The sequence below is a fragment of the Leyella stercorea genome (assembly GCF_021531355.1).
Taxonomy (GTDB): Bacteria; Bacteroidota; Bacteroidia; order Bacteroidales; family Bacteroidaceae; genus Prevotella.
In genome coordinates, this window is sequence record NZ_JADYTS010000060.1 from 1 (window position 1) to 17,260 (window position 17,260).

The window sequence follows — 17,260 nt, forward strand, 5'->3', positions numbered from 1 at the left end:
AAGGGCTGATACCTCGTGAGAAGTGTCAGCCCTAATTTATTTTGTTTGAAAAAGTTTTACCGGACAGCAATAATTTTCAATTAATGCGTCGCCTTCCACCACGCAGTCTGTTGCTTTGCATCAACAGCACGCTCGTTAATCGATGGGTCGCTAATGGTTAATCCGGAGAACTCGTCCACCTTAAGCACACAATCTCCTTTATAAGAATATATATAGTCAGTATTAGCCTTGTATGGCACGAGTTGATCCATTAGTATATTGAATTGTGCCTTTGCAGCTTCATCGTCAGCACACAGCGCATTGACATAGCTACCGAAGTCGAAGTATACGGTTGGTGTGAAATGTTTGGCATCAAGATCCTGTACCTTACTGTCGGCATCGGTCAATTCCTCATGTGTTGTGTTAATCTGTCTCATCAGTGCCGCCATCTGTTCTACATATTTGCAGTTGGTTACGCCAATAGTGCCGTATGGGCTATTATATGATTTGTAGAAGTTGATGAATTCTTTAGCCAGCGAAGCATAGTCAGGTTCAACACCAATGATGTATTTTAATATTTTGTGATATGGCATGCCATATGCCATCATCTCGCTTGTTGACGCAATAAGATAATTGGTCACTTCACGCAAGTCGTAAGCCACTTCAACAGTCGACATGTAGCAATCATCGAACAGTATATAGTTCATTGACATCCCAGCATTGTTTATACCTTTAGCCAAATCAGTGACGTTGATTTGGTATTTGTTTCCACCAAACCATCTTGTTTTTGTATTTGCAGGCATCCATCCCTCACCGTGACTACCCACTATCATAGAGTATGCGTTAGCAGGAGCATATTTTTTTACATCAGCAAGCAGTGAGCTGATACCTTCAGCTGTTGAGTATAAGGCATTGTTGTATGTCTTGACTGTATCGCGCAAGCATTTGCCTTTGCTGTAATATAAGTTGATGAGGTCGCTATTTTGTGCGTCTTTTGATATGAATATTATCAGATGACTATCGCCCAATCCGTTGTTTTCGATGATGGATTTCTCCATTTCTTCAATGTTTTGAGTTAAGTTTTTATAGAGACTATAATTACCGTTGTCATCGGCAGTGTATGGCATGAATACGAATACAGCGTTAGCGGTAGTTTCTGGAACAATCGGTTCGGGTGGAGTAGGGCCGTCGGGATCATCGCCACCGCAAGATGCGAGGGTGATGATAGAAATTAGTAGGAAGAAGAAATGTTTAAGCATATAGTAAGAAAAAGGAAAAAAGCCTCACCCCCAACCCCTCCCCCACAGGGAGGGGAGTGATATGCTTTGTTAGATAAAGAAATCTACAATAGATGAAATCCATAGTGTATGAAACACCAGAAAGGATTTGAGCTACAGAACATACCGCTCCCCTCCCTGCGTGGGAGGGGCTGGGGGTGGGGCTTTTTGTTATTTATTAATTTATTTATTTCTCAAAGCTGCAAGCGATTCTTTCAGCGCAGCAATCTTCTCTTCAGAGTCGCTCTGCTTCTTGCGCTCCATAGCTACGACAGCCTCGGGAGCGTGAGCCACGAACTTCTCGTTAGAGAGCTTCTTCTTGACACCTGCGAGGAATCCCTCAAGGTGCTTGAGCTGAGCCTCCTGCTTGGCAATCTCTGCTTCAACATCGATCATATCGCCAAGAGGAACTGCAAACTCGTCGGTGCCAACCATGAATGCCGAAGCAGTAGCGTCCTTCTCAGCCACAACATTGATAGCCGAGAGGTTAGCCATCTTGGTGATAACCGAAGAGTAAGCCTCGAAGTTGTTCTGACCAACTACCTGCAGCACGAGAGCATCCTTGTTGGGGATGTTCTTCTGGTTGCGTACTGTACGCACGCCACCTACAATCTGCTTAACGCTTTCGATAGCGTTAGCGATGTTGTTGTCATCCTCGGTAGGAGCGTCGAGCTTCAGTTCGGCACGCATGATTGACTCACCATTGTTGCGGTCGTAGATGTGCTGCCACAGTTCCTCGGTGATGAACGGCATGAACGGATGCAGCATCTTAAGCAGGGTCTCGAAGAAAGCGAGAGTCTGATTGTATGATGTAGCGTCGATAGGTGAGCCATAAGCCGGCTTAACCATCTCAAGATACCAGCTTGAGAACTCATCCCAGAACAGCTTGTAAACAGCCATCAGTGCCTCAGAGATACGATACTTAGAGAAGAGGTCGTTCACCTCGGCGTTGGTCTGCTTCAGCTTAGCCTCAAACCACTTGGCTGCAATAGCGTTAGCCTCAGGCTGCTCACCTTCAGCCACCTGCCAGCCCTTAACGAGTCGGAAGGCATTCCATATCTTGTTGTTGAAGTTACGTCCCTGCTCGCAAAGGCTCTCGTCGAAGAGAATGTCGTTGCCTGCAGGAGCCGAAAGCATCATACCCATACGTACGCCGTCGGCACCATATTTCTCGATAAGACCGATTGGGTCGGGCGAGTTGCCGAGACTCTTCGACATCTTGCGGCCTAACTTGTCGCGTACGATACCAGTGAAGTAAACGTTGCGGAAAGGCACATCCTTCATATACTCCTCGCCAGCCATAATCATACGGGCTACCCAGAAGAAGATGATGTCCGGACCTGTTACGAGGTCAGAAGTAGGATAATAGTACTTTATCTCCTCGTTGCCAGGATTGTTGATGCCGTCGAACAGCGAGATAGGCCAGAGCCATGATGAGAACCATGTATCAAGAGCGTCCTCGTCGTGAACGAGCTGGTCGGCAGTAATGTTCTCGTAGCCCTCAATCTTGCGAGCCTCCTCAAGAGCCTCTTCCTTGGTGAGAGCCACTACATACTTCTCCTCTTCGCCCTCGGCTGTGGGGAGGAAGTAAGCCGGGATGCGATGACCCCACCAGAGCTGACGTGAGATACACCAGTCCTGAATGTTCTCCAGCCAGTTGCGGTATGTAGTTACATATTTTGTAGGGTGGAACTTGATCTTGCCCTCGAGTACAGGAGGCAGAGCGATGTCGGCAAAGTGCTTCATCGAGAGGAACCACTGCTTGCAGAGACGTGGCTCAACGGCAGTGTCCTGGTTACGCTCCGAATATCCCACCTTGTTGTCGTAGTCCTCAATCTTCTCCATCAGGCCGGCAGCCTTCAGGTCTTCGGCAATCTGCTTGCGCACATCCATGCGGTCCATACCAACATACATGCCGGCTGCCTCTGAGATAGTGCCGTCGGGATTGAATATGTCGATAGTCTCAAGATTGTGAGTCTTGCCGAGAGCGTAGTCGTTGACGTCGTGTGCAGGAGTAACCTTCAAGCAACCGGTACCGAACTCGATGTCAACATAGCGGTCTTCGATAACAGGGATAACACGGTTTACGAGCGGAACGATAACCTTGTGTCCGCGCAGCCACTGGTTCTTCGGGTCCTTCGGGTTGACACACATGGCAGTATCGCCCATGATAGTCTCCGGACGTGTGGTGGCAACAACGGCATAGTAGCGGCCGTCGGCATCCTGATGCAGAACCTCACCCTCACAGCCTGTAGGCACAACTGGATTTGTATCGGCGTCAGCCACATAGTAGCGCAGATTGAACAGATGGCTCTTCTCGTCGCGATAGATCACCTCCTCGGTAGAAAGCACGGTCTGTGCCTTGGGGTCCCAGTTCACCATACGCAGTCCGCGGTAGATGAGTCCCTTCTTATAGAGGTCGACAAAAACCTTGAGTACGCTCTCCGAGCGCTTCTCGTCCATAGTGAATGCAGTGCGATCCCAGTCGCAGCTTGCTCCAAGACGGCGCAGCTGCTTGAGGATTATGCCACCGTGCTCGTTGGTCCAGTCCCAAGCATGCTCAAGGAACTGCTCGCGAGTAAGGTCGCGCTTCTTGATGCCCTGCTCGGCGAGGCGGTTTACCACCTTAGCCTCAGTAGCGATAGAAGCGTGGTCGGTGCCCGGTACCCAACAAGCGTTCTTTCCCTCCATACGTGCACGACGCACGAGAATGTCCTGTATAGTATTGTTGAGCATGTGGCCCATGTGTAGCACGCCAGTCACGTTAGGCGGCGGTATAACGATAGTGTAGGGCTTACGTCCGTCGGGCTTGCTGCTGAAGAGCTTGTTGTCAAGCCAGTACTGATACCATTTCGACTCCACTGCTTGTGGGTCGTACTTAGATGCTAATTCCATATAGTGTTATATATTATGTTTCTTTTGAACTGCAAAATTAGTAAAAAAGCGTGGGATAACGGCAATTGGCTCAAAATAAAAGTCGTATAGCTACTGCTTAACCAATGATTTTTATTTGAACAGCATCGTTATCAGTGGTATTGTGAGTATGGATGCCACGGTTGTTATGAATGTAATCTCTGTCATAAGTGACGGATTACGTCCATACTTCATGCAGAACATCGTGCCGAATGAGGCTACAGGCATAGCGATAACGACAGTGTTGATGTTGTTGATAATGTCGCTCACACCACATATTTTAAACAGGAAATAAACCGATATGGGGACAACAGCAAGTCGCAAGAACGAAGCCACGTAAACTTTCGGACTACCTATAATGTCCTTCAGTGGCAGACGTGCCATCGACGAGCCTATTATCATCAGTGCTGCCGGAACGGTGATGTTGCCCACCATTGTTACAGGACGAGCTATGATGTCGGGCGTGTGAATGCCGAAAGCCACAATAAGCGCCGCAATGAAGGCGGCTATCATAGCCGGCGAGAACAGAACTTTTGGGTTAAGACTCTTGATGCTGTATTCGCCCTTTACCAGCATAACTCCTGCCGTGAATATGAAGAAGGTGTTGGGCATATTCAGCAGGGCTGCATAAAATATTGATTTCGGACCGAAGATGGATGAAACTATCGGGTAGCCTATGAATCCTACATTGGCAAACATCAGTGCAAATCCTATCATGCCTTGTTCGTCACGGTTTTTGCTTACAAGGCGTGGCACCCAGAATCCATATATAAGCAGCAAGATATAAGTAAGGAAACCTACGCCTAACAGAGGCAGAATTAATGTACGGTCGGGCAGTTCATTGCCCATTACCGACGACAGAATCAATGCCGGACAGGTGAGGTCGATAACTATTGACGATAACTTCTGGTCGAACCTGTCGCCCATGTAGCCAAGCTTGCACAATACATAGCCCAGCACAACAATGATGAAAAGTATCACCATCACTTCAATGTTTTCCATATACCTATTGTTTTTATTGTCGTCAGATAATCGGCGGCATACATAATTATTATGAAATCAAATGCTCTCATTTTCCTATCACCCTAATGTCTCTTTGCTCCAATACTCTTGTAGGTTTTCTTTGATGCACTTCATCACAACAGAAAAGTCAATCTGTTCTTTCCAACGTATCTTTTTCAAGAATGCCTTCCACCAGATATTGCGTGTTGCATCCGTTGCGAATTTGTCTGTGAAAAGGGCAAGGTTCTCTCGGTAGGGAGTATTCCTGTTCTTGAATGTACTGACAATGGCTTCCGCAAGAAGTTCACTTTCAATTTCATGGTTGGTGAACAACTGATACACATCAAAGAAATCCTTCATGCGACTATTGCTTTCGTCACGGTCAATCATTGTATGAAACTTCTCCGCTATCAAAGTTTCCAATGAATAGGCATACAGTTCTACAGATGGAACATCTGGTAACAATGACGGATAGTCCAAAGACAGAGGATAAGGTGTTACCACATCACCAAAACCTATATCAACAGATACCTGTTGTATTATCGTATCTAAGTGAGCCACAACTTTTACACAAGTGCCTGGGTATTTCTTTTCAACAGCTATTGGTTCCAATTCAAGTGAAGCAACATCGAAAGTTACTCCATCGTCCTCACATTCAATGGCGCATACTTTTTGAAACACCTCTTTTAGGTTTTCTCTGTCATTGCTGATGCGCTCTCCTAACAAGTCAATGTCGATAGTCGGACGAGCTTTGAAGCCATCCAAAGCAAACAACAATGAGCTGCCTTTCAGTAGAAAATGACTCTTGTATGGACTTGCTGATATACGGAACAGCAAGCGTTCATGCAAGTATCTCACCAAAACCTTCATATACTCTTGTTTTTCCTCTTTGGCGAGGTTAAGCAAACGTGTCCTAATGGATTTTCCTATATTCTTTGTCATAGTCTTGTCTCCAAATATGTAGTCAATATATTTTTCACCCTTAGTTCCTGTGCGTATTCATGGAGTAGAGATATATTACGGTTCTCCTTTTTGAGATAATTGTCTATGACTTCACCACACACGTCAAGCCCTATCTTGTTTCGGTACTTTACAGCATCACAGACCGTTCGCTCCATATCTGTAATGAGTACATTATACCCCGATATACTTTTCTGAATTATGCCAAACTCCAAATTTTCCTTTTTCCAATAATAGAGTTCAATGGGAGGATATTCGGGCAAGCGCACCTTTCGTTTAGCTTCAATGGCAATGCAAGTAGCGGAAGGCACTTGCGTGGAAAGTTCATAATGAGCAAAAGCACTATACAGGCAAAGTACCCCATGTGGAACTATGCGTTCAACATCAATCATGTTGTTTGCCAAGGCTGATATTTCCACATAGACACCATTGCGAATCCGCATAAGCGTTCCGTTTTCTGTTGCACGGCGAAGTTGTTCATATTCGCCACGGCTTTTCACTTCGCCTGTGGTTATGAACCCACCTCGTTGTTGTAGCGTATCAATGATTGTACTTCTATCCATGTTACTAGTATTTGTTAGCAAAGGTACAACTACTTATTGAGAATAAAGAGCCTTTTGTGTTAAAAGTTACGGAGAATACATATAATGTCCGTAATATATTACATTTATTCAATGCCCTTGAACACACCTTCTTTTATGATGAATGATTTCACTTGCTTTTCAAATGTAGTCCTTTTGGCTTGCAAATGTGGTCCTTTTGCCCTGTAAAAGGAGTCCTTTTGCACACTAAAAGGACTACATTTGAAGGGCAAAAGGACTACATTTTCATTTCTATTGTTTTTGCCGGTGACTTTGACTGATTTTACTTTACACTTTTCTTGTTGTTTTACTAAATTACTTCACTCTCATTTTATTCCTTTACTGAATAACTTTACATGCTAGGAAAAGTGTTACTGAAACGCTTTACATACCGTTTTCGAATGCAAAGTTACAAATAAAACCTTTACCTGCAAATTATAGCGTCGGGAACCTGATCGTTTGTAGTGAAGACTTCAGCTATGCTACCTTCATATAGCTTTCACGCTTTTGTACTGGAGTCATCATCCCATTGCTCATATGCGGACGTTTGTTATTATAGAAATAAACGATGTCACGTATTACTCTGCAAGCATCATCCAGATCTTTAGGCCTCTTCATCCGATATAGCCATTCCTGCTTTATGATGCCATTGACACGTTCGGCAATTGCATTGTCTGTCGGCTTATAGTCCTCCGTCATTGATATTGACGCATTGACAGATTTGAGAAGGTCTACATAAGCGTTACTGCAATATTGTGAGCCACGGTCTGAGTGGTGTATAAGTCCACTCAGATCTGCGCCGTCATTACGCTCTATTCCCATTTTAAGGGCTGCTATGGTGCTTGTGGCCATGAGAGTATCGGACAGCACCCAACCGATGATTTCATGTGTCCATGCGTCTGTGACGAGGTGCAGGTACGCCACGCCGTCATCAGTGTCAATATAAGTGATGTCTGCGACCCAAAGTTGGTTGGGACGGCTAACTACAAGGTCTTTTATTAAATTCTTGTATTTGTGATAGTTATGGTTGGAATTTGTCGTGTGACGTCTACGCTCAGGCTTCAGCATGAGGCCGTTTTTATGGATCATTTTATAGAATTTGTCACGTCCAGGCATTACGTCAAGATAGATGTCCTTTAGTATTACAAACATCTTGTAAGCCCCTATTCCAGGGGCTTCGTTACGCAGTTGACGTGCATGGGCAACAAGTTTCTTCTCCGTCAGTTCAAGCTGGTTGCGCTTCTCTTTGCTGACAGAGTAGTAACCTTCGCGGGTCTTGCCAAACAGTCCGCTCAGACAGCCGATACTTGTATCAGCGTGTCTGAGCCGAAGGTTGTCTACTGCTTGGCGCCAGCTTTTTTTAGCAAGTCTATTCCGTATTGTTCCCGGCCGATTTTCAAGGCTTCATTCAGCGCTTCGTTGCGGAGTTCTGAATACTCAAGAGCTTTGCGAAGACGTGCGTTTTCTTCTCTTAGCTTATCTTCTTCACTCTTGACCTGTGGAACTCTTGCTTCCTTTGATTTCTTTGCCATAAATACCTGTTTTTCCAGTTCTTGAATATCTGCTGGCAAAGGTACACATTTATTCATGTATTTCCTCTCCCAAGCTATGACGTTACCGCTGCTAACATCATATTTACGTGAAATCTGACTGTAAGAGGCACCGCTCTCATAATAATCCTTTAATACACTCAAACGAAATTGATCGTCAAAATGACGAGGGGTTCTACGTTCTTTTTTCATTACTTACACTGTTTTTGAATTGTTAAAACCGTGTAAAGTAAATCTGTATTAAGTCATAGCCACTACACCTATTATATATATACAGGTCATAATGTCAGCCCAACTCCATACGGACTGTTCTTTTGCATCGCCGTCTATCAGTACTTCAGGCAACTGCACCGCCTGCCGAACCATGTCTACTGTCGGATTTGTGCCACCGGTGAAGTGAACCAATGGAATAGCAAACGACATAATCAGACATCCAAGTATTAATATTCGGTTGAGCCGATGAAAAGTCTCCTTTTCGAGCAATGGTATAATGCAGGTGTATAGCATAGCCAATGCCATGGCTGATTTTATAATATAAGGCAGTATCATAGTTCTTGTTGTTTTGAAATGTCTCTTTTCTCCGTTCCTTTGTCAATCAGACTTAGTATCTCCTCCAGTTCCTCGTCCGATATGTTCTCTTCTTTCACAAAGAACGAAATGAGCGAGTGAAGACTGCCGCCAAAGAACGATTTCTTTACTTCCTTCATGGCATGGCGTGTGTATTCGGCTCTTGTTATGAGTGGCGAAAATACGTATGTCTTGCCGCCGCCGTCGCGCTTGTAAGAGCTGACGTACTGCTTGTGGGTGAGTATCTTCATAAACGTGGCGATAGTGGAGTAGGCGGGGTGTGGCTCGGGGTAAGCGTCGATAATCTCGTGCGTAGTCATACCGCAACCCTTGTCCCACAGAATGTTCATTATCTGCATCTCGGCACGTGTCAATGTATTGAAATCTTTCATCGTTTATATATGATTGAAGGGGAGTATCTAATGTTTTAGATTTTCTATTGGCAAAGATACTTTAAATGCCTATTCGTCGGTTGCGGATACACACAAAAACTGTTTGCAAGATATTGATTTTAACGTATGTTGTTAGATATTAGTTTCGAATTATTAGATATTAACCGCAATTTTTTATATGTTCTGATTATTTTATTTACATTTGCAACATATAAAACCATAAAACACTCTAATATGAAAGCATTAAGAACATTGACATCCGTTGTTTTCGCAATGATGGCATTCGCTGCCAATGCCCAGGAAGGCACATGGAATGGCGAACTTAACGTTATGGGAAACAAGGTGCCCTTGGTATTTAATTTCTCTACTAACGGATGCACCATCGACTCACCATCACAAGGAGTGAACGGTATTCAGGCTGAGAAGACCGTGAAGGACGACGGCACGATAAGCGTGAAAGTGGGGATGATAGGAGCCACATTCGAAGGAAAGATGACTGACGGAGAGATAAAGGGAACGTACGTACAGAATGGTTTCCCATTGCCGCTGACACTAAAACCCGGTAAGCTGGTGGTGAAACGTCCACAAACCCCCGTTCCGCCATTCCCATACAAGGAAGAGGCTGTGAGCTTCACAAATGCACAATATACATTTAACGGAACACTCACATTACCAGAGAACTACTCGAAGAACACTCCCGTGGTGCTTATGGTGACTGGTAGCGGACAACAGAATCGCGACGAAGAACTATTCAGCCATAAGCCATTTGCCGTGATAGCCGATGCCCTGGCTCGTCAAGGCATCGCCTCATTGCGTTATGACGACCGAGGATGGGGCGACAAGAGCGTCAACTTCGCCGATTTCACTACCGACGATTTCCGCCAGGACGCAGCTGCTGCAATACCATTACTACGCAAGCGTTTCAACAAGGTGGGCATACTCGGCCATAGCGAGGGCGGCACCATTGCCATGATGCTTGCTGCAGAAGGCAAAGCCGACTTCATTGTGTCGCTTGCAGGAATGGCCATATCGGGCAAGGAGACACTTATCATGCAGAACCATCAAGCCATGTCGGCCATAGGACTGCCAAAGGAAACGGTCGACTCCTACTGCAATAGCATCAGCAAGGCACTCGACGAGATTGCCAGTGGCAAGAAAGCAAGCGAAATAAACATCGACGATGTGCCCCAGGCTCTCAAACCTATCACCATTAAAGCGTTGCAGCAAGCTGACACACCGTACGTCCGCCATTTCTTGACTGTAGACGTAGGCAAGCTACTGCCTAAAATAAAGTGCCCGGTATTGGCTCTCAACGGCACCAAAGACACACAGGTGGATTGTGACGCCAATACAACAAGAATAGAAAAGGGACTTGCCAACTGCAAGCACTCTATAGAGAAAATAGACGGTGTCAACCATCTGTTCCAACATTGCAATACAGGCATAGTTACAGAATACCAACAAATAGAAGAAACCATTGCACCGGAAGTGCTGCAAGAGGTGGCGAAATGGATTAAGGCGAATATTTGAATAACTTACCCTACATGACACAGTCGGTTGATGTCATCGTCAAAAGTGTCGCGGTTGATGGCACGGGCGCGCATCGCTGACTTGTAGTTGTAAATGGTTTGGGTAGAGTAAAACAGTAGCGTGGCTATCTCTTGACTGTCGGTCACTCCGAGACGCATCAAAGCATAAATGCGTGATTCGGTGGTAAGACAGTTGGGAGATGGTTGCGCTATTTTTGCTTCAGGCAGAAGCAGACTGTTCAGTTCATCAACAAAGCCAGGATATAGTTCGATAAATGCTCGGTCGAAACGTGTATAGAAGGTAGTGGCTTCCTCCTCGGCAAGTTTGTAGCTGTTGATGGTCTTCAACAAATCGGCAGCCTGATTAGCCTTTATCTTACGGCTTACGAGTTTGCGGTATTCAATGATTTTGCGTATATACACGGCACTGATGTCCATAAACAGTCGCATATAAGTCTCGCGTCGGTGGTTTGTGGCTATCAGTTTTTCGTTCAGTTCGGTGAGTTGACGGTTCTGGCTCTTCACCTCGCGTCGGCTTGTAACAAGCCATTTGTTCTGCCTGTAGCCGAATATAGCCATAGCAAACAACACGAGCGATAGGAAACTTACCACGGCAAGCACCCCACGCACAATGCGTTCCTTGTGTGCCAAAGCCTCTTGGTTGGCAGTGGCAATTATAGGCAGAATGCTTGATATTTCAAGCATACGCAAGCGGTTGTTGTAAAACTTTGCGTCTTCCATTGAGCAGTAGATATAGCGTGCTGCACGGTCGGCATATTTAGTGTCTTTCTTATACAGATAAGTAGATAGCTCTTGCAATGCGAGGTTTTCCTTCAGTGGACAAACCATATCGGATATAGCCGCTTCTATAATGTATTTCTCGTAAAGCTGCATATTGCCTATTTCACGGTAGTAGCGTGCTATGCAGTAAGCGGCAGATGCATGTACGCGGCTGTTTACCGGGCTATTGTTGATGGCTATAGTGTAATGGCGCAGCACGTTCTTGCCTAATGGGTTTTCGAGATAAGCGAGCTCACCACTAAGATAGGCATACAGTCCAACGTAGTTGCTGTGTGTGGTATTGACCGTTAGCCGTAGAAATTGCAGTTTCTTTTGGCGGTAATAGTCTTTAAACTCTGACTTGTCGCAGAATGCTTCCCAGTAGCTGTACAGCCATGTTGTAGTATAATAATAGTATTGTTTGAGTTGATGAGGTACATTATTCTCTCCAATTTCATTTAGCAGAGTTTCTGCCTGGCTATAGAATCCGCCGGTAGACAGTACGGCAGCGCGGTTTATGCGGTTGAGTGTTGTGTAATAGGCATTGTTTACGCTTTGTGCAAATGCAAGTCCGCGATTGGCGTATACCATCGCCGAATCATAGCTGTAAGTATAGTATTCGTGGTATATCGTATTCAGAAGGCTGAGCCGAGAAGAGTTATTGTCGGCTGTCCGTAATTTCAGTTTTAGTTTTTTTATTTTCTCTTCCTTTATTTCAGAGTATGTATTGCGCTTGTCGATATAGCTATCGAGTAGTTTAAGCAGTTGCTGCTCATTGTCGGCATTAGCTGTTGCCAATGTCGATTTAGCCATTACATGCAATGGGAGGAGGGCGAGAATGATATATAAAAACAGTCGCATAACGAAAGGTTTAAGAATTTGTAGCGCAAATTTAGCTATTATTATCGAGATAAAACTGTCTACTTTGATAAAAAAGTATAATCTCTTAAATATATTGATAATTAATGCTTTATAATTTTATAAGCCTTAATAGTCATTTACTTTGAGTTTACGCATCCATACATACAGCCAATATAGCGAGTAACTTTGCAACCGTAATCAAAACATCACGAATATGAACCTAAAACTCAAAACATTTTCATTTGCCCTTTTGGCTTTTGCCTCTACGGGTATGTATGCACAAACGCATACCGATAACAAAACAACAAATGATTCGGAGCAGACTAAGAAGGAAGAGCGCAACGTTATGCTCAATGCTGCTGATGCCAATAAGCCTCGCGAAATTCAGATAGGATTACCGAGTGAGGATGTCACCGTATACGAGAACGGACTACCTGCTGTATATTCTTCGTCGGTGCATAAGCTCTCTGCCCATTGGCGCAGTGATGCATCGCTCAAGGGTACTGATCTGATGACTCCATCTGAGAGTGCTATCAAGACGGGCAACATTGCTTATGCTGTATCGGCATTTAGCGAGTTGGGCGAGAAGAAATTCAGCGGCAAGCTCAACTACAAAGCCAATCATTTCGGCATGCAGAACTTCGACCTTAATCTCTCTGGCGGTATTGGCGACAACTGGTTGTATACCGCCGGTATGTATCAGAACTTCGATCCGGGTAGCTTCAAGCTGCGTTTTACCGATTATGCCGACCGCACACAGATTTATCACTTAGGTTTGACACGTATCCTTGGTGATGGCAAGGGACGTATCTCCTTATTATATAAGTATTCCAACAGCAAGAATCCTGGCAACTTTGCCAATGCGGCGCCGTTTATTTATGTCGGCGATGGCAGCATAAAGAAGCTTGCAGGTTTTGATCCAGGCATGGACTCATACGTTCAGCGTCAAGGCTCATTCAAGTATCTCAATACCAAGACGGGCAAGATGGAGACGTGGAATATGACCGATGGCAACGACAATCGTGCCAACGAGGTGGCTCTCATCAGCCAGTATCAGTTTGACAATGGTTGGTTGTGGAAGCTTAACGCCAAATATATGAATGCTCCTCGTGCCAACTATGTTGATTATGGAGGCAGTACAATCTCTGAGGTTAGTGCTGCTGACGGCTATCAGCTTTCTGACGGTTCTGCCTATAGCGGACTAATTGAGGGTCGCCGCACATGGCTGCACTTTGGCAAGGTGAGCAACGCTCTCCTTACCACCGAGATGAGCAAGCAGCTCAACAACCACAAGCTTATGATCGGTTTGAACGAGTGGTATTATAATCTCAACTACTATTCGTCGTCGTTCCAGTGGGCGGGTACCGTTGAGGCTTATCCCCAGACATTGAGCCAGATGTATGTCAATCCGCTTGATCCTACACAGACAGCCCGTCGTTCGGAAACATTCGGCTACAATGAGCTTAGTCCTGAGTACACTAAGGGTTCGGAGAACAAACTTGCTGTATACTTCACCGATGAGTGGCGCATATCGCCAAAGTTCAAGGTGTTCTATGGCGGTCGTCTGGAATACTATCGTATGTCGGCCGATCAGATAGCCACTTCTCGTTTCAGCGGTTTCCACCTTGGCAATTACAACACGTATTCAACAGCCGCCGATGGTTCTATTGTAGCTACAGAACATAATATAGTGCCAGCTAATGTCACAAAGAACAAGCTCAACTATGCTGCAACATTACAGATGACGTACAATCTCACCAAGCAGTTTGGTCTTACAGCCGATGCTACCGTAGCCACCCGATTCCCACGTATCAGCGAGTATGCCGGAACAGGTCCTACTGAGGAGCAGTACAAGCGAGTAACTATACCTTTGATTCGTGGCGGTATCTTCTATAAGAACGATTGGCTCGACCTCTCGTCTATGGTGACATATATCTCAAAGTCGAACAATATCGACCAGCAGAACCTTACCAAGCCTGGCACATCGGAGGGCAAGACAGTATTGCTTATATATAATATCCAGACATTAGGATGGACAACTTCTGCCGAGATTAATCCTATAAAGAACTTCCACATGCATGCCCTCTTTACCTATCAGAAGCCAGTGTACAAGAACTATAACGCAAGTGTAACATTCAGCGACGGTCAGTCGATGGGTGTCAATGCCAACAATATGATTGTGAAAGAGATTCCGCAGGTGCTCATCGAGCTTGACCCTAAGTACGACATCACTAAGAACCTCAACGCTTGGCTTAGCTTCCGCTACTTTGGCAAGACCTATGCCAACCTTCAGGAGGCTCTCTACTTCAACGGCCACTGGGAGACATTCGGAGGCGTAAACTGGAATGTAAACAAGAAGCTAAGCCTTGGCATGAGTGTAGTTAATATCTTCAACGAGAAGGGTGCCAAGGGAACAATCAGCGGTTCGGAGCTTATCACTAAGGAAGAGGCTGGCAAGTATGCAGGCAAGTATATGAGCGGCAGCTATATGCGTCCGTTCACTGTGGAGTTCAGCGCTGGCATAAAGTTCTAAGTGAGAAGTTAAAGAAAATATAGAATTTAATAATAAAAACCATTCGACAATGAAAAAGTCTATTATGTTGATTGCAGCGATGTGCATGACTTCTGTTATGACATTTGCTCAGAAAGTAATCCGAGTGTCTACCGACAAGACCGACCTCGTGATGAAGGTTTCGCCCAAGGGCCGCCTCTATCAGGTATATCTTGGCGACAAGTTTCTGAATCCTGCTGATTACGACAACCTGAAGTGGGATGTTTATGCGGCATCAGATGGAGCTGTTTGCCAGCGTGGACATGAGGTGTATGCCACTTCTGGGGCCGAGGATTTCTTTGAGCCTGCTGTAGCAGTGACCCACGCCGACGGCAACATGACCACCTATTTATATTATAAGTCGTCTGTACAGAAGGCTGTTGAGGGTGGCACAGAGACCGTAATCACCCTTCAGGACAAGGTTTATCCCTTCACCGTAAAGCTACATTATGTGGCATACGCTAAGGAGAACGTCATTAAGGCTTGGAGCGAGATATCTCACAACGAGAAGTCACCCGTCACACTATGGCGCTACAGTTCGACCATGCTCTACTTCAAATCTTCAAAATATTACTTGACCAACTATCACAGCGACTGGGCTAAGGAAGGACAGCCCGAGACTACACAGCTGAGCACAGGCAAGAAGATTATTGACACCAAGCTTGGCACTCGTGCAGCAATGCAGGCTGAGCCTTTCTTTGAGCTTGGCTTCGACGAGCCAGCCAAGGAGAACGAGGGTAAGGTTATGCTTGGTACAATAGGATGGCCCGGCAATTTCCGTTTCACCTTCGAGGTTGACAACGTGGGCGCTCTGCGTGTTATACCTGCCATCAATCCTTACGCTTCCGATTATAAGCTGAAAGCTGGCGAGGTGTTCACAACTCCTGAGTTTATCTTTGCCATGAGCGATAATGGTATGGGTGAGGCTTCGCGCAATCTGCATGACTGGGCACGCCAGTATCAGGTGAACATGGGTATGGACGACCGCCTGACTCTCCTTAACAACTGGGAGAATACTGGTTTCGACTTTAATCAGCAGAGCCTTGCCGAACTGATGAAGGATGCCAAGGATCTTGGTGTAGATATGTTCTTGCTCGACGACGGATGGTTTGCCAATAAGTATCCTCGTAAGGACGACCATGCCGGACTCGGCGACTGGGAAGCCACTAAGAGCAAGCTGCCTGAGGGTATTCCGGGATTGGTTAGAGACGCCAAGAAGGCAGGAGTTAAGTTTGGTATATGGATTGAGCCGGAGATGGTCAACCCTAAGAGCGAACTCTTCGAGAAGCATCCTGATTGGGTTATTATGCAGCCACAGCGTGAGACATATTATTACCGCAACCAGCTGGTGCTCGACATCTCTAATCCTAAGGTTCAGGACTATGTGTTTGGCATTGTCGACCGCATAATGACCGAGAATCCTGATGTGGCTTACTTCAAGTGGGACTGCAACAGCGTTATTACCAATATATACTCGCCCTATCACAAGCAGAATCAGGGCAACTTCTACATTGACCACGTACGTGGCATATACAATGTGCTCACACGCATCCACAACAAGTATCCTAATCTCCCGATGATGCTTTGTTCTGGTGGTGGCGGTAGAATGGACTACGAGATGCTGAAGTACTTCACCGAGTTCTGGTGCTCGGACGACACCGACCCCTACGAGCGTATCTACATACAGTGGAGCTTGTCTAAATTCTTCCCGGCTAAGACTATGGGTTCGCATGTTACCAACTGGAACAAGAATACATCCGTGAAGTTCCGCACTGACGTTTGCAGTTCATGCAAGCTTGGCTTTGACATCGACCTCAAGTCGCTCTCTAAGGACGACTACAAATTTGTGCAGCAGGCTGTAAAGAACTATAACGAAATGAAGCCGATGATTCTTGAAGGCGACCAATATCGTTTGGTTTCTCCATACGAGGGCAGCCACTGTGCCATCAACTATGTAAGCAAGGACAAGCAGCGTGCCGTACTATTTGCCTACGACCTGCACCCACGCTACAAGGAACCGCAGATGAACGTGAAGCTGCAGGGGCTCAACCCCACAAAGCTCTACACCGTCAAGGAGGTCAATCTTATGCCAGGCAAGACTTCTGAGCTTGAGTGCAACGGCAAGCAGTATAGTGGCGACTATTTGATGAAGGTTGGCTTGAATGTATTCACAGCTCAAGATGGCACAAGCCACGTGCTGACATTAGAGTAATTCGATATTTTATGACATCGTTTATGCTACAATAAAAAAGAGGGTGTGTCATAATTGACTATGGTCATTTATGGTGCACCCTCCTTTTGTATATCGTTTAGCGAGA

At 45.6% G+C, this 17,260-nt stretch carries 13 protein-coding genes; 3 read left to right on the top strand and 10 right to left on the bottom strand.

Features of this window, described 5'->3' with window-relative positions; all coding sequences use genetic code 11:
- Positions 1 to 80 precede the first annotated feature (80 nt).
- From I6E38_RS11460 to I6E38_RS11500, 9 genes are all read right to left on the bottom strand, one after another.
- Positions 81 to 1,238, bottom strand: a complete 1,158-nt coding sequence (locus tag I6E38_RS11460) for a clostripain-related cysteine peptidase (protein WP_235394119.1) — start codon at positions 1,236 to 1,238, stop codon at positions 81 to 83.
- Positions 1,239 to 1,439: 201 nt separating this feature from the next.
- Positions 1,440 to 4,151 carry a valine--tRNA ligase gene (locus I6E38_RS11465; protein ID WP_235394120.1) on the bottom strand — a complete coding sequence of 904 codons (2,712 nt, stop codon included), beginning with the start codon at positions 4,149 to 4,151 and terminating at the stop codon, positions 1,440 to 1,442.
- 111 nt (positions 4,152 to 4,262) lie between these two features.
- Positions 4,263 to 5,171, bottom strand: a complete 909-nt coding sequence (locus I6E38_RS11470; protein ID WP_235394121.1) for an AEC family transporter — start codon at positions 5,169 to 5,171, stop codon at positions 4,263 to 4,265.
- A gap of 78 nt (positions 5,172 to 5,249) precedes the next feature.
- Positions 5,250 to 6,113 (bottom strand): nucleotidyl transferase AbiEii/AbiGii toxin family protein, encoded by an 864-nt coding sequence (locus tag I6E38_RS11475; RefSeq protein ID WP_235394122.1) that lies wholly within the window; start codon positions 6,111 to 6,113, stop codon positions 5,250 to 5,252.
- Positions 6,110 to 6,694, bottom strand: a complete 585-nt coding sequence (locus tag I6E38_RS11480; RefSeq protein ID WP_235394123.1) for a type IV toxin-antitoxin system AbiEi family antitoxin domain-containing protein — start codon at positions 6,692 to 6,694, stop codon at positions 6,110 to 6,112. Before I6E38_RS11480 ends, I6E38_RS11475 begins: the two co-directional genes overlap by 4 nt.
- Before the next feature lie 495 nt (positions 6,695 to 7,189).
- On the bottom strand, positions 7,190 to 8,092 hold the full coding sequence (locus I6E38_RS11485; RefSeq protein WP_337438609.1) for an IS3 family transposase: 903 nt from the start codon (positions 8,090 to 8,092) through the stop codon (positions 7,190 to 7,192).
- Positions 8,050 to 8,454, bottom strand: a complete 405-nt coding sequence (locus I6E38_RS11490) for a transposase (RefSeq protein ID WP_235394124.1) — start codon at positions 8,452 to 8,454, stop codon at positions 8,050 to 8,052. Before I6E38_RS11490 ends, I6E38_RS11485 begins: the two co-directional genes overlap by 43 nt.
- A gap of 48 nt (positions 8,455 to 8,502) precedes the next feature.
- Positions 8,503 to 8,811: a hypothetical protein gene (locus tag I6E38_RS11495; RefSeq protein ID WP_235394125.1), complete on the bottom strand. Its 309-nt coding sequence runs from the start codon at positions 8,809 to 8,811 to the stop codon at positions 8,503 to 8,505.
- The gene (locus I6E38_RS11500; RefSeq protein ID WP_235394126.1) at positions 8,808 to 9,221 is read right to left on the bottom strand and encodes a BlaI/MecI/CopY family transcriptional regulator; all 414 of its coding nucleotides are present in this window, start codon (positions 9,219 to 9,221) and stop codon (positions 8,808 to 8,810) included. Before I6E38_RS11500 ends, I6E38_RS11495 begins: the two co-directional genes overlap by 4 nt.
- Positions 9,222 to 9,455: 234 nt before the next feature.
- On the opposite strand from I6E38_RS11500, the gene I6E38_RS11505 reads away from it, so the two are divergent.
- Complete coding sequence (locus I6E38_RS11505; protein WP_235394127.1) at positions 9,456 to 10,751, top strand: alpha/beta hydrolase; 1,296 nt, start codon at positions 9,456 to 9,458, stop codon at positions 10,749 to 10,751.
- Between the two features lie 5 nt (positions 10,752 to 10,756).
- On the opposite strand, the gene I6E38_RS11510 is transcribed toward I6E38_RS11505, so the two are convergent.
- Positions 10,757 to 12,391, bottom strand: coding sequence for a DUF6377 domain-containing protein (locus I6E38_RS11510; RefSeq protein WP_235394128.1), 1,635 nt, complete (start codon positions 12,389 to 12,391; stop codon positions 10,757 to 10,759).
- Positions 12,392 to 12,605: 214 nt separating this feature from the next.
- Between I6E38_RS11510 and I6E38_RS11515 the strand changes: the two genes are divergently transcribed.
- Both I6E38_RS11515 and I6E38_RS11520 read left to right on the top strand, forming a co-directional pair.
- Positions 12,606 to 14,924 (top strand): TonB-dependent receptor, encoded by a 2,319-nt coding sequence (locus I6E38_RS11515; protein WP_407936657.1) that lies wholly within the window; start codon positions 12,606 to 12,608, stop codon positions 14,922 to 14,924.
- Between the two features lie 49 nt (positions 14,925 to 14,973).
- Complete coding sequence (locus I6E38_RS11520) at positions 14,974 to 17,154, top strand: alpha-galactosidase (protein WP_235394129.1); 2,181 nt, start codon at positions 14,974 to 14,976, stop codon at positions 17,152 to 17,154.
- The last annotated feature ends 106 nt before the right edge of the window (positions 17,155 to 17,260 follow it).